The following is a 14899-nucleotide window of genomic DNA, read 5'->3' on the forward strand; positions in this document are numbered from 1 at the left end:
GGAGACGATCGGCACTGCATGCGGTGTGCTCACTGAACCGTATTGCCTCTGGCCCCGATGCAGTTCAATTCGTTTCAGTCAAGAACCCGAGAAGCTCCCTCCCCTTTTGGGGGAGGGTTGGGGTGGGGCCAGCGGCGACCAGATAAGCACGGCAGCCCGACGCCCACGCCGCGAGCCCCCATCCCAGCCTTCCCCCAGCGGGGGAAGGAGATGAGAGGGATGGGGGCGTCCACACTGTGGGACACCGCGCCAACAGCCCGCATTGGCCAACATCAGCCCACATTTTCAGCGCGGCTGCTTCGTCACAAAACCAATCACCAGCCCCTTGGCCGTCACCGTGATGGTGCCCGGCTCCAGCCCCAGGCCGTCGGCCAGCATCAAGTCCTGCGGCCTGAGCTTGTGCACCACCACTTCCAGCAAGGTCTGGTTGGCGAGGGCCGGCGCATAAGCCTCCAGCACCGCAGCCGGGCCAGGCGGCAGGCCCGACAGGCGCAGTGAATTCACGCGCAGCTGATGCGCGCGTATCGACTGGTCGCTGGCCTCATAACGCAGCGCAAAATCCACGTCGAACGTGCCGGTAGAGTTGCGCGCCAGGGCCGGGCCGGCCGCGTCGACCACTATCTCGGTGCCCAGGCGGTTCTGCTCGGGTAGCAGGCGCAGGCGCGGCGTCTGCAGGGTCAGGTCCAGCAGCCCACCCATCGCGTAACGCCGCGGGAACCGCTGCGCCACGGCCTCCTGCAATTGCTCGCTGGATACCGTGTAGCTCGGCTGGGCGCGTGCGTCCGGCCATGTCAACAAACCGGCTCCGCCTAACGCCGTCCAGATAGCCAAGGTCAGCAACAGTCTTCGTTTCATCGATGCCTTTCGTTGATTCATTGTGGCGCGGCACCGGTGCACGCATGCGTTGGCGCAAGGCAATGTGCCCGGTTCAAAAATTCGGTTGTTATCTGCGAAGGCATCACGCCCCTACTTTGCCCCTATCTTGTAATGCGCAGACCTGTTCTGCGAAACCGATGGCCGCGGCCACGTCTAAAAAAAGCACACCATTCAAAAGCACGCCATTCATAAAAGGATGCATTGATAAAGCCCAGCCGAAGACGCGCCGAATGTAAAGCCAAGGTATGGGATGCAACGTTGTGTGAGGCAGGTCAACAGTGTGCCGAGGCGCGCCGTTGAGCACCAGGCCATGTGAAATCAATGTGATTTGACAAACCGTATCCAAAAAGGACCTTCATGAACAAGTTACTCGCTACCCTGATGACCACCCTGATTGCCGGCGCTGCATTTGCACAGACGCCTGCACCTGTGGCTCCTGCCACCCCGGCCGTCGTCAAGGCAGAAGCCAAGGCCGACAAGTCTGTTGCTGCGGCTGTGACCAGCGAAGCCAAGGTGGACGCCAAGGCTGACGTCAAGGTTGAAAAGGCAGAAACCAACGCTGCTGAAAAGAAAACCAAAGCCCTGACCAAATCCGCAACGACCAAAGCCAAGGCACACGCCAAAGCCGACAAGGCCGGCGCTGAAGGCAAAACCAAGGCCACCGCCAAAGCTGAAAAAACCGATGCCCAGGCCGATGTCAAAGCCGACAAGGCCGTCATCAAAGCCGACACCAAGGTAGACACCACCCGCATCAAGGCCACAGCCGACAAGGCCACCGCCAGTGCCGAAACTACCGCAGTCAAGGCAGAAGCCAAGGCCGACGTGAAAGCGGCTGGCAGCAAATAATTGCCGCGCCATGGTTGCAAGCCGTCTTGCAACCCCTCAAAAAGACAGGCCCCGCCTGTCTTTTTTTATGGACGTTCTCATTGCACCTCCGACCTACCATCCATGCCACATGGGCATGCCGCGTGGGGCTTAGAGCCGCTAACAAAACCCTCCTGGCGTCGTTGTGCCGCCTTGCCGTGCTAGAGCACTGTCTGCGGCGGCACGTCTAGCCAGGACCGCTTCGCTGGGTTTTGTTAGCGGCTCTTAATCTCAACTCGGCGTCAACTTAGCCTCAACTCATGTATGGTCAGCGTGATGCGAATCCTTCCCACACTTCTGCTGCTCTCGGCCTCTGTGCAGGCCAACGCGCAAACCAAGGGCGAGCAGGACGCGCTGGCCCTGGCGATCAAGTCGCAACAAATCCTGAACGAATACTCAGTCGGGGCTACCGAGCCCGAGGCCATGAAGTACGTCCAGCGCCTGCGATTAACCAGGGCCGCCCTGGATGCACAACGCAAGCAATGGCCCATCGTCACCGATGGCCCCAGCCCGTGGGACAAATTCCGCGCCTGCAAAAGCGCCCTCGAACAGGCGTCACACGTCGCCGGGCTTTCCGGCACAAAGGCCGTCAGCACGCTGGATGACAAAGTCTTTCATGCCGAGAAAGGCAAGCTGCAGAAACTTCGCGCAGAGTGTGACGAGGCCGTCAAGCGCGGCGGGCTGGCACGATAAGGCAGCGCCATCTCCTTCATTGGCAATGCCGCAATGCCCGGCATCGGGCTCGCCCCGGACTTGGATCCAGGTCCGGGGTACCGGATTTCTGCCAGTGCTACTCTGGAAACCGCACCACCGGCCCCGTCGCCTTTTGGCCTGGGGGCACATAGGCAGGCGCTGGCGCACCGCCCGGCCCCAGCGAGCGGGTGTAGGCGTAGATGGCTTTGAGGTCACTGTCGGTCATTGCACGCACGTTGAACCACGGCATGGGAGGACGTGGCTTCATCGTTCGCGCATGGGCCAGCCATTCCTTCTGCGTCATGCCCGCCAGGAGAAGCCGGAGATTTGACGCATAGGTCGTTCCCCAAGGTCCGGCCCACCCCAGCGCGTCGCCGGTCAGCCAGAGCTTCTCGTCGACCTTGCCCTCCTTGGCGGCGTACCCAGGCGTGTGGCAGTCATTGCAGCCGGCCGTTTCAATCAGGTAGCGGCCCCGGCTGATCTCGTCGCCCTTGCCGGCGGCCATCGCCGAAGCTGCCAGCGCCGCCCAGCCGAACGATACGAGCAAGACAGCGCGTGCCAAGCGTGCCCTTGCTGCCCTGGGTGTGGAAATGTTGATGGCGGGAGTTTTCATTGCCGATCTCCTCAGGACACTGTCGCGCCCAGCTGTTGCTGGATGGCGGACAAATCGCACCACACATTCTCGCGGCTGATCTTGTCGCCGCTGAACTCGAACACATGCAGCAGACGGAAGCTGACAGGCCCTTTCTTGCCGGCGCAGCCGAACAGCCGGCCATCCTCAACGTGGCCGTTCCAGATGGCCTCGTCCACGACGAAGCCGTCGCCATAGAGGCGGCGCACAGGCGTGACGCCCTCGCCCTTCAGATCACCGAACAAGGTGACGTAAAACTCGCGGATTTTCCCGGCGTCGCGAACGATGCCGTACGGGGACGGGACCACATGATGTTCGGCGCCCGGGGCCAGGCTGGCCAGGACGCCCTCGACATCGTCCGTGGCCTCGAACATGAAGTGCGTATCAATGAGGCGGTCAACCTCGGCTGGAGTAAGTGACATGGTAAGCATCCTTGCATCTAAGTTGGAGTCTCGTCCCTTCATGAGACATGAGTATCATAACGCGTCATGTTAGACTGTCAAGTCATCTTGAGACAAAAGTATCGTAACGAGCCTATGACCAAACAACAACCCAGCGATCCACGCGCCAACCAGAAAGAGCGCACTCGCTCGGCGGTGGTTGCCGCGGCCACCCAGTTGCTGAGAGACGGCGCGCAGCCTACCGTCGCCGAAGCTGCGGAGCTGGCCAAAGTCTCCCGCGCGACGGCCTACCGTTATTTCCCGACTCAGGAAGCCCTGCTGGTGGAGGTCGCCCAGGTCAACCCGGCGGCGGAGCCCGTTGAGCGCTGGCTGGCGAGCCTGGAAGGAGGTGAGCCGGCAGACAGGCTGCGCGGACTGCTGGGCACTTTCAACGGCGTGGCGCTGACCGAGGAGATCGCGCTGCGCACCGGCCTGCGCGTGTATCTCGACACCTGGCTGGAAAGCCGCCGGCGTGGCGAGGCGCCCGCCGCCGTCAGGGAAGGCAGGCGCACCCGATGGCTCGACGAGGCGCTGGAGCCCGTTCGGCAGCAGTTGCGCCCCGCGCAGTGGCGCCGGGTGCGATCGGCGCTGGCCCTGACCTTGGGCATGGAAGCGCTGGTCGTCATGAAAGACGTGTGCCACCTTTCAGACGAAGAGGCACTGGCAACGCTGGAGTGGGCTGCGCAGGCGCTCCTGCGGGCCGGGCTGGAGAATGCGGCCGGCAAGCCCGCTGCGCGCAAAGGGTGAGGTTTTGTTGGCAGCTCTTGGCGCCGTCTATCGACCCACCACCGACCAACCCGCCTTGAGGTTGGCCTTGTCGTTCTCATACTCCCATGCGGTGCCGCAGCGGTCACAGCGGTACTTGGTGATGGTGACCAGATGGCCACCACGCTTTTCCTGGCGGTTGCCGCCCTGCACCAGCTCCGGGTGCCCGGGGGCCTTGCGCCAGTTGCGCTGGATGCCGGCGCACGAGTCGCACAGCTCCATCTTCTTCAATTCGTTCTGTCGGTTCGTGTCTTCGGTCATGGTGCTGCTCTTGTCTTGATGTAGGGCGAGGTTGCCTAGTGTGTTGTTGCATGCTTGACGGTACAAATAAAACCGATGGATTTTTGTTCAGGGCAAGGCGCAAACCACAGCAATAGTTCCACTATTGCGAGGATTTGCAACGCCGCCATGGGCAAAAAGACACGGCTTTATGTACCGGATAGCGTGCAACACCACACTAGCGTGTTGGGGTCGATTGTCGCTCTTGAGTCGCCCGCGTGGCGGCGTCTGGTTAGACTAACGTCGCGTAAAGGTACGACCCGCCAGTTGTTTTCAGCCGGCCGGTGGCTTGCCAGTGAAAACCGCCAATTGAGCGTCGAAAGCACGCTTGTAGGCCGGCCGCGCTTCGCCACGGGCGACATAGGCAGAGAGGTTCGGATATTTCTCCAGTAGACCCGATCCGTTCAACCTGCGCAGCACCGTCACCATCAGCAGGTCACCGGCGCTGAACGTACCGTCGAGCCAGTCGGCACGCCCGAGCCGACTGGAAAGTTCGCCCAGCCGTACACGGACGCGATCCTCGAGGATAGGCAGGCGCTCCCCATACCAGGGCTTGTCGTGCTCCAGGAGCGTGGCGAATCCGCGATCAAGGATCGGCGGCTCCACCGTGTTGAGCGCGGCAAACATCCATGTGATCGCGCGCGCGCGGGCATTTGCATCGTCAGGCAGCAGGCCTGCATGGCGCTCCGCGATATGGAACACGATCGCCCCCGACTCGAAGAGGGCGAGATCGCCTTCTTCATAGGTCGGAATCTGCCCGAAAGGATGAAGCGCTCGATGCGCGGGTTCCTTCATCGCTCCGAACGAAACAAGACGAACCTCGTAAGGTTGGCCCACTTCTTCAAGCGCCCAGCGAACGCGCATGTCACGCGCAAGTCCCCTGCCGCGATCGGGCGACCGTTCAAAGGCAGTAATGGTAGGGGTCATCGGAAGGGTCATGGTGATTTCTCCTTTTGCTGGATGTCTCGTTGAATGCCGGATACGCATTTTTACCGCTCACTTGCCAGACGTTCGAGATAGGCCTAAATCGACATCCCTGAACTACTTTTTTTGCCAGTTCTCAAAGATCGGGTAAATCGGTGTCCCGAACGAAACCATTCAAGCAAAAAGCGCCACTGCCCTGCGGCAAGCGCAAGCCACGCAAACGCTGGTGCGCAGCGTCTTCCATGTCCACGGGCAACTGCTGCTTGGCATTCAGGTAGTGGTTGGTGAACACATCCAGGTACGCCTCCAGGGTCTGCGCCGCATGCGTTTCACCGGCCAGCTCCAGGCATAGGGCCGCCACCTCCGAAGTGCAGAAGTGGCTCTGTTCCCCAATCTGGCGTTTCGAGCGGCGCAGGCGGTAGTTGGAGAGTTGCTCACTCTGCAGGCTGAGCACAGGCAGGTGGTCCAGGTAAGGGCTCTTGCGAAACATCTTGCGCGCCTCGGGCCAGGCGGCGTCCAGCAACACAAACAGCGGCCGCTTGCCCTGTCGAACTCACGCTTCCGGCCAACAGCTGCCGGTCAAACGTGTGCCCGCCCGCCCGAGATTGCCACTGCACGACGTCCCGCAGTCACGCCGATCGAAGCGCCTTCAGACCCCTATCTCCACCAACCGAGCCTTCAACCGCGGCGCGGCGAAATCAAGAAAAGCGCGCAACTTCAGCGGCAGGATTCCCTGTCCGGTGTGAACAAGGCTGATAGGCAGCGGCGCCGACTCGAACGCTTCGAGCGCGACCTTGAGTGCACCGGCACGCATCGCGTTCGCCATTTGGTAGGACAGCACGCGAGTGAGCCCAACGCCGGCAACCGCCGCATCGACTGCGGCTTCGGCAGTGCTGACGGCAAGCCGCGAACGGATAGGTACCGCGATCTCCGACTTGCCCGACATAAAGGTCCAAACCTGCCTGGATGTCACCTGTTCGTGGGTAATGCATGCATGCGCGGCGAGCTCAGAGGGGCTAGTCGGCGTGCCGTGTTCAGCCAGGTAGGCCGGGCTTGCGCACACCACCCGACGCACTGTGCCGATCCGTGCCGCGATGAAACTGCTGTCGGGCAGTTCAGCAATCCGCACTGCGACGTCTACGTGCTCTTCAAGAAGATGCACCACGCTGTCGGTCAGCACCATCCGCACATCGATGTCCGGATAAGTCTTGAGGAAATCCGCGACCACGGGCAAGACGTGCAGGCGCCCGAAGACGATGGGTGCCGTGATGACGAGTTCCCCTTTGGGCGCCGCATATTCCCCCGACGCCGCACGCTCCGCTTCTCCCACTTCCTCGAGAATGCGCCGGCATGCGGCGACATACGATTGCCCGGCTTCGGTGAGAGAAAGTTGTCGGGTGGAGCGATGCAGGAGTCGGATTTTCAGGTGCGACTCCAGGTCTGCGACCTTGCGACTCACCGTGGCAAGCGGAATCTTGAGTTGGCGCGCCGCAGCAGAAAAACTGCCTGCTTCGACCACGGCTACCAGGATCGACATGGATTCGAAACGGTCAGCCATATTCTCATTTTCTGGGAGGATTATTCTAAATTATGCTGGATTATCTTCATCGGTGGAAGGGGATAGTATTTGCAGTGTCTCCCCGACAAGCGAGGGAGCGAACGATTTGAGGCTTCTCGACTGGCTGCTTTGGGCCGCCGCGCCTCCGGTCCCCCAAAATCTGGAGAATGTGCTGTGTCAACGCTTTCGAGTTCCCATCCGCAGTCTTTGCGAAAAACCGCTTCCATCAGAAACTTGCCCGTCAACCTGTTTGCGTCGGTAATGGGTATCGCTGGACTTTCCATTGCGTGGCGCCAGGCCAGCCACGAATTCGGGGTAAGCCCGCTGATTTCCGACGCAGCCGGTATCCTCGCCTTGATCGTATTCCTCGTACTGAGCGCGGGATATCTCGTCAAGGCAGTCAAACATCCTGACGCGGTCGTCAGCGAGTACCGACATCCCATCGCCGGCAATTTTTTCGGCACGATCACGATCGCTATCCTGCTGCTCTCCTCGGTCGTTGCCCAACTGAGCCAGACGCTCGCCGAAGTCATCTGGACAGTGGGCACGATTTCGACGATCGCGCTCTGTTTTGCGATTGCGAGCCGGCTGCTGCAAGGAAAGATTGACGCTGCGCACGCAGTTCCCGCCTGGTTCATCCCGGGCGTGGCCACGTTGGATATCGCTGTTGCCGGCGGGACCATGCCAATGCCGTGGGCCCATGAAGTCAATCTGTTCGCACTGGCCGTTGGAACGATGATTGCCCTCTCGTTCTTTACGATGATCATGTCGCGAATGATTCACCACGAGCCGCTGCCCGCCGGCATGGTCCCTTCGCTGTTGATCCTGATGGCACCGTTCGAAGTGGGCTTTCTCGCCTACACCAACATTACGCAACACGTCGACACCTTCTCCGGGTTGCTGTTCTACTTCGGTCTTTTCATATTCCTCACACTGGCGCCCAAGGTTTTCCGTAGGGGGATTCCGTTCGCTACCGGTTGGTGGGGGATCAGCTTTCCAATGGCAGCGCTAGCGAGTGCCTCGCTGAAATACTCGATGTTCGTCCAAGCCTGGCCCGTGAAGGTGATTGCAATCATCCTGCTCGCCATGCTGACCATCGCGATTGTGGTTCTCTTTGTCAGAACGCTGCACATTCTCCTTAACGGTAAGCTGCTCGCCGGTTAAATTCGCCCTGCAATCCAGTCCTTCATATCTGAATCATCGATGATTGCAATGGGTCATGATTGACTGCTCGACCCGACGCCGGAAAGCCGACCATTCTTGCCAAGTCTGACGCGGCAGCGGGGCCTGTCAGCGGTGGTCATTCCGGGAGCGCCGGACCACATTAGCGCCACTGCCCTGCGGCAAACGCAGGCTGCGCAAACGCTGGTGCACAGCGTCCTCCATGTCCACGGGCAACTGCTGTTTGGCATTCAGGTAGTGGTTGGTGAACACATCCAGGTACGCCGACAGTGTCGGCGTTTGCGGGTGTCGAACTCACGCTCACGGCCAACAGCTGCCGGTCAAACGTGTGCCGTCGATGCCTGCAAGAGACTGGGAGCCGACTTCCACAGAATCACAGCGAACGGCTACCATCGGCGGCGGATTCAACCGGTCGATGCAACAAGTTGGCTGCAGTCGGCGACTTGCAGCCCTCAGAATGCAAACTGGCTATCGGTTGGTAGGGCCCCGGCTATGCTCGTGATAGCCGTCGCGCCGGCTGCGCCCCGGCACGCGGCAGGCTAGCGCTGACCAGCGCCGCGGCCAGCGTGACGAGCCACGAGTAGTACACCCACACCAGGAAAGCCAGCAGAGGCGCGAAGGCTCCGTAGATCGTGCGATATGTGGGCACGTTGGCGAGGTAAATCGCGAAGCCGTGCTTGCCCAGCTCGAACGCGATGCCGGCGAGCAGGCCGCCCGCGATCGCATCGCACCACCGTACGACGGTGTGCGGCACGAAGCGGAACAGGCAGGCGAAGCCGGCTGCGCTCAGAACCACGGGCCCCAGGTTCAGGGCATGCGGCAGCCAGGCGGGTCGCGTCCCTACCAGCCCGCTGGAGGCAGTCAGAAGATAGGGCGCGGCCCACAAGCTCGAGCCGATGATCACCGGACCGGTGAGTAGCATGGGAACGTACAGGGCCATCCGGCGCAGCACCGGGCGCGGTTTTTTCACCTGCCATATCCTGTTGAGTGTGTTCTCCACGCTCAGGAGCAGCGTCAGGGCCGACACCAGCAGGACCGCGAAGCCGACCTGCGTGAGACCGCTGGCGTTACTCGCGAACTGCGCCAGGTGCTTCAGCACCGTCTTGGCGATGTCGGCCGGTAGCAGGCCGCGCAGCAGGTGCTCGCGAATCGCTTCCCCGGCCGCACGCAGGGCCGGGGTCCGCGCGAACAGGGCGAAGCTCACCGCCAGCAGCGGCACCATGGACACCACCATCGTGAACGTGAGGCCGCCCGCTGTCTGGGCGAGGCGTTCTTCCCGGCCGCGCCGGAAGATGAGGCTGATCAGGCTGCCCTGGTTTCGGCTTGTATTTGTCATGGAAGCAATATATCCCCGCCCCTCCAGTTCTGCATTTCGGGTGATAGGGCCGTTTAACGTTTGCGAGGTAATGGTTGAACCGGCTCGCCAGTGAAGTTCTATCGATTAATGGTCAAGCGATTTTTTCGCGAACCCGTCAAGGCGAATTTGGAACTCTGCGGCCGATCATATGCGCACGCCCGCTTCGTTCCCGTTGTTGACCATCACGAACAACCGGCAAGTCAATCATTAAAATTCAACATCCAGAAAGCTGTCGCTGGCGAGTACCCGCAAACGCTGCAATCCAGTCCTTCATATCTGAATCATCGATGATTGCAATGGGTCGTGATTGACTGCTCGACCCGACGCCGGAAAGCCGACCATTCTTGCCAAGTCTGACGCGGCAGCGGGACCTGTCAGCGGTGATCATTTCGGGCGCGCCGGCTGATCAGCGACGAGGCCCACAGGCCTCGCCAGATAAGTACGGAACATAGTGGCGCACCACATTCGCGCCACTGCCCTGCGGCAAGCGCAGGCTGCGCAAACGCTGGTGCGCAGCGTCCTCCATGTCCACGGGCAACTGCTGCTTGGCATTCAGGTAGTGGTTGGTGAACACATCCAGGTAAGCCTCCAGCGTCTGCGCCGCATGCGTTTCACCGGCCAGCTCCAGGCACAGGGCGGCTACTTCAGAAGTGCAAAAGTGCTCATCGCGCTGCGAGCGGCGCAGCTTGTAGCGAGAGAGCTGCTCGCTCTGCAGGCTGAGCACAGGCAGGTTGTCCAGGTAAGGGCTCTTGCGAAACATCTTGCGCGCCTCGGGCCAGGTGGCGTCCAGCAGCACAAACAGCGGCCTCTTGCCTGGCTTGCCATCTGTTGATTCGTCGGCGGGCGGCACTTCGGTCACCACCCGTTCGGCCGCCACAAACTCCCCCGGAAACACCAGATATGGCTGCCACTGCGGGTCGGCCAGCAAGGCCAGCAGCGCAGGGTCCACCTCCGTGCGCGCCCAACCAAAGGCAAACGTGTCCGCCACCACATCGGCTATCAGCCAGCCCGTGTTGCTGGGCTTGAGCGGCTCGATGTCGGCCATGATCAGGCACACACCCGCACGCGCCGGAACGGACTGGCGCAAGGCACACAGGCAGTGGCTAAGAACCAGGCGGCAACCGGCGCAGCGCTCCCCGCGCGGACCGCCACGGGCGAGAAAGGGTTTGGCGCTGCGCGCCAGGCGCGCGGCGCGTAGGCGGCTAACCGCGTGGGGCAGGGCGTGGGTCAGCACTTATTCCGAAGGAGCAACAGCGCGCCCTTCGTAAGCGACGTTAATGAAGGGCTTGACCGCATCCAAGTCTGCCGAGTTGCTCAGCGTCACTTCCAAATTGCCCGTGCCCCAATGTCCGATGTGGGTTACGTCACGCGCCTTGGGTAGCACCGCCAGCGCCAGGGCCGGGTCCACATGAAGGTACAGCAATAGGCAATTCTTTCTGTGCAGCACCACGGTCGCAAAGTTCTTCAGGCGCTTGAAGGCTGCGTACAAGCGCAGCTCTTTGCGCTGCACATCGTCCCCAAGCGACAGCGTGTAGTCATCCAGAGAAGCCAACAATTGCAGCATGGGCTCCGACAAGCTGGCCATCATCTCCGCGAAAGACTTATCCGTGCTCGATGTCTTGACAATGGTCGTGTCTGGTGAAGCGGCTACCAAGACATCTGGCTTGTCGGTTACCGTCTTGGATTGCTTGGTGGGCACGACCTTAGCGGATGCATCTACCCCGTTAGCAGACTCCAACAGAAGCAAGTCGTCCCCAAACCGGCGGTATCGAATCAGCTCAATGTTGCGACCAATCTGCTGCACCGCGTGGCCGTCGTATTTGGTGAAGTCCGCGGCCATGCAAACTACGCGCGGCGCACTCCAGTCTATGGCGCTTGCCGCTGCCGCGCCCAGCTTGTCCAGCACCAGCAGCTTGAACTCGGCCTTGTGGTCCATCAGCCAATCCAGGTAAAACAGGCCTTGGTTGATGACATTTTCACCCACCGAGCGTTTGTATTCCAGAATCACTGGGCAATCGTTCTCATCTAGCCCCAGCGAATCAATGCGCCCGCCATGCGTTTTGCCGGTGGAGTGCTCGCTAGCTAGAAAGCGGATGTTGAGCAACGGGCCTAAGTTAGCCTCGATCAGCGTCTGCAGGGGTTTTTCCAGATCGGATGCGCTGCCTTGTAGCTCTGCGGCTTGGCCATGGGCTATGTGTCCCGCAAATAGTTGTTGGCGGCGATCAAGAAACCCGCAGTCCCTGCTGCCGGGTCTTGAATAGTGTCTTCTAACTGGGGCTTGAGCACCGCCACAATGCTGTTAATCAGATCGCGTGGGGTGAAATACTGCCCGGCACCGCTCTTCTTTTCATTGGCGTTGCGCTCAAGAAGTCCCTCATAAAGGTCACCTAAGTCATCGCGCTGTACGCTGTACCAGTCGAGCTTGTCAATCTCCACCACTAGCTTGGACAAGGTGGCGGGCTTGGTGATAAAGGTGTTGGCGTTGGCATAAATTTGCTGCACGCTGCCTTTGGCGTGGAGACCGTAATCCAACAACAGTTCTTTGTACAGGTCCAGCCGGGCAGGAGCAGAAGCTGCCATGAGGTCAGCCCAGCGCGCACCATCCATCTTCTTGACTGGAGCGCCTTTTTCAGGGGACTTGTAGATGACCAGGCCGTCTTCTTGCCCGGTCTCTTGCATCATTTTTAAGAACAGCAAGTAGGTGAGCTCGCTGACATACTGGTGGTAGGTGACACCATCATCGCGCAGAAGATTGCACAGGTTCCAGAGCTTGGCAACGATGTCGGACGCTGCGGGGTTAACTTGATTCATGGTTTCTTAGTGGTCTCAGGCAGACTTTTGGTCGTCTGCCCAGAGTGCGTCGTTAAAGGCTTCCAGCACGGGCTGGAGTTGGCCATTGAAAAGTTTATCCAAACGGGTAAAGCCGCCGCCTTCGCGCTTGAATATAAGGTCGGGGTCGTCCAGTGCGTCGCGGTCTACCAGCATGTTGGCTTTGGTTTGCGCAGCGATGCGCTTGAGCCAGTCGCGCTGCGGTTGGGTCCAGGGCTTGCCTGGCGGAGGCTTTGCCAGCAGCTTTTGCAGGGCGTGGTCTACGCGCTCGGCATAGGGTAACAGCGCATCGCCAATGGCGGCTTGACGAATGTAGCCGATGACGCGCGCGGCAATGTCCTGGTTGCTGAGCTCGCGCCAGGCGGCGGCCAAGCGCATTTCGGTAAAGCCAGCCTGGTCCAGTGCCAGCACCAGCTCTTTTAGCTGCTTGCGGGTGAGGTCGCGTGGACGAGTGAGCACGGTGATGAGGGCTGGCAGCTCGTTGCCGTGGCTGGCGATGAAGTCTTTGAATTCCTTCAAATAGTCTTCGGGCTTTCTGGCATTGCCGTAACCACGGTCTACACGGTGCAGAGCGTCGGGATGGTCAGATATGTAGACGGGCTGGCCGGTGCCTTGGCGCTTGCGATCCAGTATTTCGCCTAAGCGCGGGTTTTGCAAAAACCAGTCGGCCACCTCCGCAACCGACAAGGTGCGCAGCTTTTGGATGAAGGCGTCGGGGCTCATGCCTGCTTGCGTTTCAAAGTCTTGCGCGGCTTGATCGTCAAGGTGGCGCTTTTTGACTTGCAGCTTGGCCAGAAACTGCTCGCGCACCAGTTCACGCGCGGCAAGGTCTTGCACAGTCACCATTTCTTGCTCCAGCTGGGCAAAGGTGATGCTGGGGTTAACCACCACGGGACGCATGGCGGTCATGTTGCCGATGGCTTCAAAAATGCGTACAGCGTCAAACACGCGAAAGCTGTCTTTGGCGTCGCCATCAAAGTCGCACAGGCGTGTGGCACGGCCCAGCATTTGGTCAAACAAGATGCGGCTGTTGACCTGGCGCAGGAAGACGAGGTTGCAGATCTCGGGCACGTCCACGCCAGTGGTGAGCAAGTCCACAGTAACCGCCACATTGGGCAGGCGCTCGTTTTTGAAGCGGCGAATCAGCTCAAGCGGTTTGTCGGCATTGCCGGTGATTTTGATGACGGCGTCGTCTTCCACGCTGCCGTATTGGGCTTCGAACGCGTCTTTGAGCACGTCCACCACCAGGTCGGCATGGTCGGTGTTGACGCAAAAGATGAGTGTTTTGCGCTTGCCAGTGGGGTCTATCTCTTGTGCCAGATATTCGCAAACCGCTTGGTTGAAAGGCCGGGTGATGACTTTGCGATTGAAGTCTTCGACATTCAAGTTAATGTCATCGGGCGCTTTGAATAGCTCAATCTGGTTGCGCCCAGTGTCATAGACCTTGAGCTCTTCGCCCACCAGTTGCTGTCTGCACCACTTGTGAAAGTTGCGGGCATGAACTTTGTCAGCCAGCCCCTTGGCCTGCATCACTGATTCAAGCTTCACGGCCAAGGGCTCGTTGTAGCAAAGGATGAGGATGGGTTTGGACGCTGCTGTGTGCGCCTTGGCCAGATACTCGGCGCGGTAGCCGAGGATCATGGTCTTGCCCGAACCCGCCACGCCGTGAATCACGCGATGGCCGTCGCCCAGGCTACGCGCGAGTTGCTCCTGCTGCAAATCCATCACGCGCATGATGCTGGGCAGTTCGGCTTCGGCATCGCTGTCGTCAAACAGCGCGCCCTGCGTTTGCACGCGCACTTCAGGAAACATGTTCCAGCGCATGCGGTCAAGCTGCGGCAATGACATGACGCCGCCAAACGAATGCGGAAACATATTCCACAACCGTTGCTGAAATTCTTCAACGTCTGCGGTCTCCAGCATTTCGTCCTGGCAGATGACGTAGTGCGGTTCAATCGCATCACCTAATCCGGCAGCGTCAAACTGCTTGCGCGTGATGCGGGTCAACACCACGCCGTGGCCCCACGGGAAAGCCAGCTTGCCTTGGTGCGGGCCAGAGGCCTGGATCAGCTGCGGGTCTCGCTCCAGCGCGTTGACCACCTGAATGGCACAAAAGCGGGCCTGCGCCAGCGGGTTCATGACGACCTTGAGCTGTCCGTCTGGAATGATTTCCCACATTTGGCGCGTCGCCCGCTGGATGGTGTCGAGCTTCCAATCCTTGGTTTCAAGAATCAGAATGCCGCGCCGGGGGTGCATCACCACAAAGTCAGGGTGCGACTGCTTGGGGCCGACCGGCACGTCGTACCAGAGCAGGTAGTCGTCGTCGAGTTTTTGTTCAAGGCGTTCGGCAAGCCGGCGTTCGCCGCTGGTCATGCGCGAAACGCAGGTACCAATCGAAGGAATAAGAGTTGCCATCCGGGAGTTGCAGCCTGTTAACACTTGGTGACAACCATCATCACAGGGAAAGCGCGTCGGTTCTAGTCAGTATTGAGGAGGCGGTA

At 60.2% G+C, this 14899-nt stretch carries 15 protein-coding genes and 2 pseudogenes; 4 read left to right on the forward strand and 13 right to left on the reverse strand.

Annotation, left to right across the window (positions count from 1 at the left end; translation table 11 throughout):
- Positions 1-285: 285 nt before the first annotated feature.
- The gene (locus AC1DUR_RS03480; RefSeq protein ID WP_477721225.1) at positions 286-855 is read right to left on the reverse strand and encodes a DUF1439 domain-containing protein; all 570 of its coding nucleotides are present in this window, start codon (positions 853-855) and stop codon (positions 286-288) included.
- Positions 856-1233: 378 nt separating this feature from the next.
- Between AC1DUR_RS03480 and AC1DUR_RS03485 the strand changes: the two genes are divergently transcribed.
- Together AC1DUR_RS03485 and AC1DUR_RS03490 are read left to right on the forward strand one after the other, a co-directional pair.
- Positions 1234-1722 carry a hypothetical protein gene (locus tag AC1DUR_RS03485; protein WP_477721226.1) on the forward strand — a complete coding sequence of 163 codons (489 nt, stop codon included), beginning with the start codon at positions 1234-1236 and terminating at the stop codon, positions 1720-1722.
- Positions 1723-2016: 294 nt separating this feature from the next.
- A complete protein-coding gene (locus AC1DUR_RS03490; protein WP_477721227.1) occupies positions 2017-2433 on the forward strand; it encodes a hypothetical protein in 417 nt (138 codons plus the stop codon).
- A 97-nt stretch (positions 2434-2530) separates the two neighbouring features.
- Here AC1DUR_RS03490 and AC1DUR_RS03495 read toward each other — a convergent pair whose 3' ends face one another.
- Positions 2531-3046, reverse strand: coding sequence for a c-type cytochrome (locus AC1DUR_RS03495; RefSeq protein ID WP_477721228.1), 516 nt, complete (start codon positions 3044-3046; stop codon positions 2531-2533).
- An 11-nt stretch (positions 3047-3057) separates the two neighbouring features.
- On the reverse strand, positions 3058-3486 hold the full coding sequence (locus AC1DUR_RS03500) for a nuclear transport factor 2 family protein (protein WP_477721229.1): 429 nt from the start codon (positions 3484-3486) through the stop codon (positions 3058-3060).
- Between the two features lie 114 nt (positions 3487-3600).
- Between AC1DUR_RS03500 and AC1DUR_RS03505 the strand changes: the two genes are divergently transcribed.
- The gene (locus AC1DUR_RS03505) at positions 3601-4251 is read left to right on the forward strand and encodes a TetR/AcrR family transcriptional regulator (RefSeq protein ID WP_477721230.1); all 651 of its coding nucleotides are present in this window, start codon (positions 3601-3603) and stop codon (positions 4249-4251) included.
- A gap of 27 nt (positions 4252-4278) precedes the next feature.
- On the opposite strand, the gene AC1DUR_RS03510 is transcribed toward AC1DUR_RS03505, so the two are convergent.
- From AC1DUR_RS03510 to AC1DUR_RS03525, 4 genes and pseudogenes are all read right to left on the reverse strand, one after another.
- The gene (locus AC1DUR_RS03510; RefSeq protein WP_477716519.1) at positions 4279-4530 is read right to left on the reverse strand and encodes a hypothetical protein; all 252 of its coding nucleotides are present in this window, start codon (positions 4528-4530) and stop codon (positions 4279-4281) included.
- Positions 4531-4821: 291 nt separating this feature from the next.
- Positions 4822-5487 (reverse strand): glutathione S-transferase family protein, encoded by a 666-nt coding sequence (locus AC1DUR_RS03515; RefSeq protein ID WP_477721231.1) that lies wholly within the window; start codon positions 5485-5487, stop codon positions 4822-4824.
- A 121-nt stretch (positions 5488-5608) separates the two neighbouring features.
- Positions 5609-6019, reverse strand: a pseudogene (locus AC1DUR_RS03520) (DTW domain-containing protein); the annotation flags it as partial.
- Positions 6020-6121: 102 nt separating this feature from the next.
- Positions 6122-7030, reverse strand: coding sequence for a LysR family transcriptional regulator (locus AC1DUR_RS03525; protein ID WP_477721232.1), 909 nt, complete (start codon positions 7028-7030; stop codon positions 6122-6124).
- Between the two features lie 174 nt (positions 7031-7204).
- Here AC1DUR_RS03525 and AC1DUR_RS03530 point away from each other — a divergent pair, with 174 nt between their 5' ends.
- Entirely contained in the window at positions 7205-8194 is a 990-nt protein-coding gene (locus AC1DUR_RS03530; RefSeq protein WP_477721233.1) for an SLAC1 anion channel family protein, read from the forward strand.
- Between the two features lie 508 nt (positions 8195-8702).
- Here AC1DUR_RS03530 and AC1DUR_RS03535 read toward each other — a convergent pair.
- The 6 genes and pseudogenes from AC1DUR_RS03535 to AC1DUR_RS03560 all read right to left on the reverse strand — a co-directional run.
- Complete coding sequence (locus AC1DUR_RS03535; RefSeq protein ID WP_477721234.1) at positions 8703-9548, reverse strand: YhjD/YihY/BrkB family envelope integrity protein; 846 nt, start codon at positions 9546-9548, stop codon at positions 8703-8705.
- A gap of 427 nt (positions 9549-9975) precedes the next feature.
- Complete coding sequence (locus AC1DUR_RS03540) at positions 9976-10788, reverse strand: tRNA-uridine aminocarboxypropyltransferase (RefSeq protein ID WP_477721323.1); 813 nt, start codon at positions 10786-10788, stop codon at positions 9976-9978.
- A 15-nt stretch (positions 10789-10803) separates the two neighbouring features.
- A complete protein-coding gene (locus tag AC1DUR_RS03545) occupies positions 10804-11673 on the reverse strand; it encodes a DUF5655 domain-containing protein (RefSeq protein ID WP_477721235.1) in 870 nt (289 codons plus the stop codon).
- A gap of 86 nt (positions 11674-11759) precedes the next feature.
- On the reverse strand, positions 11760-12380 hold the full coding sequence (locus tag AC1DUR_RS03550) for a class I SAM-dependent DNA methyltransferase (RefSeq protein ID WP_477721236.1): 621 nt from the start codon (positions 12378-12380) through the stop codon (positions 11760-11762).
- Between the two features lie 15 nt (positions 12381-12395).
- Positions 12396-13784 (reverse strand): type I restriction-modification enzyme R subunit C-terminal domain-containing protein, encoded by a 1389-nt coding sequence (locus AC1DUR_RS03555; protein ID WP_477721324.1) that lies wholly within the window; start codon positions 13782-13784, stop codon positions 12396-12398.
- Positions 13785-13823: 39 nt separating this feature from the next.
- Positions 13824-14813: pseudogene (locus AC1DUR_RS03560) on the reverse strand (NERD domain-containing protein); the annotation flags it as partial.
- Positions 14814-14899 lie beyond the last annotated feature (86 nt).

It is taken from the genome of Polaromonas sp. P4_F4 (assembly GCF_056401355.1).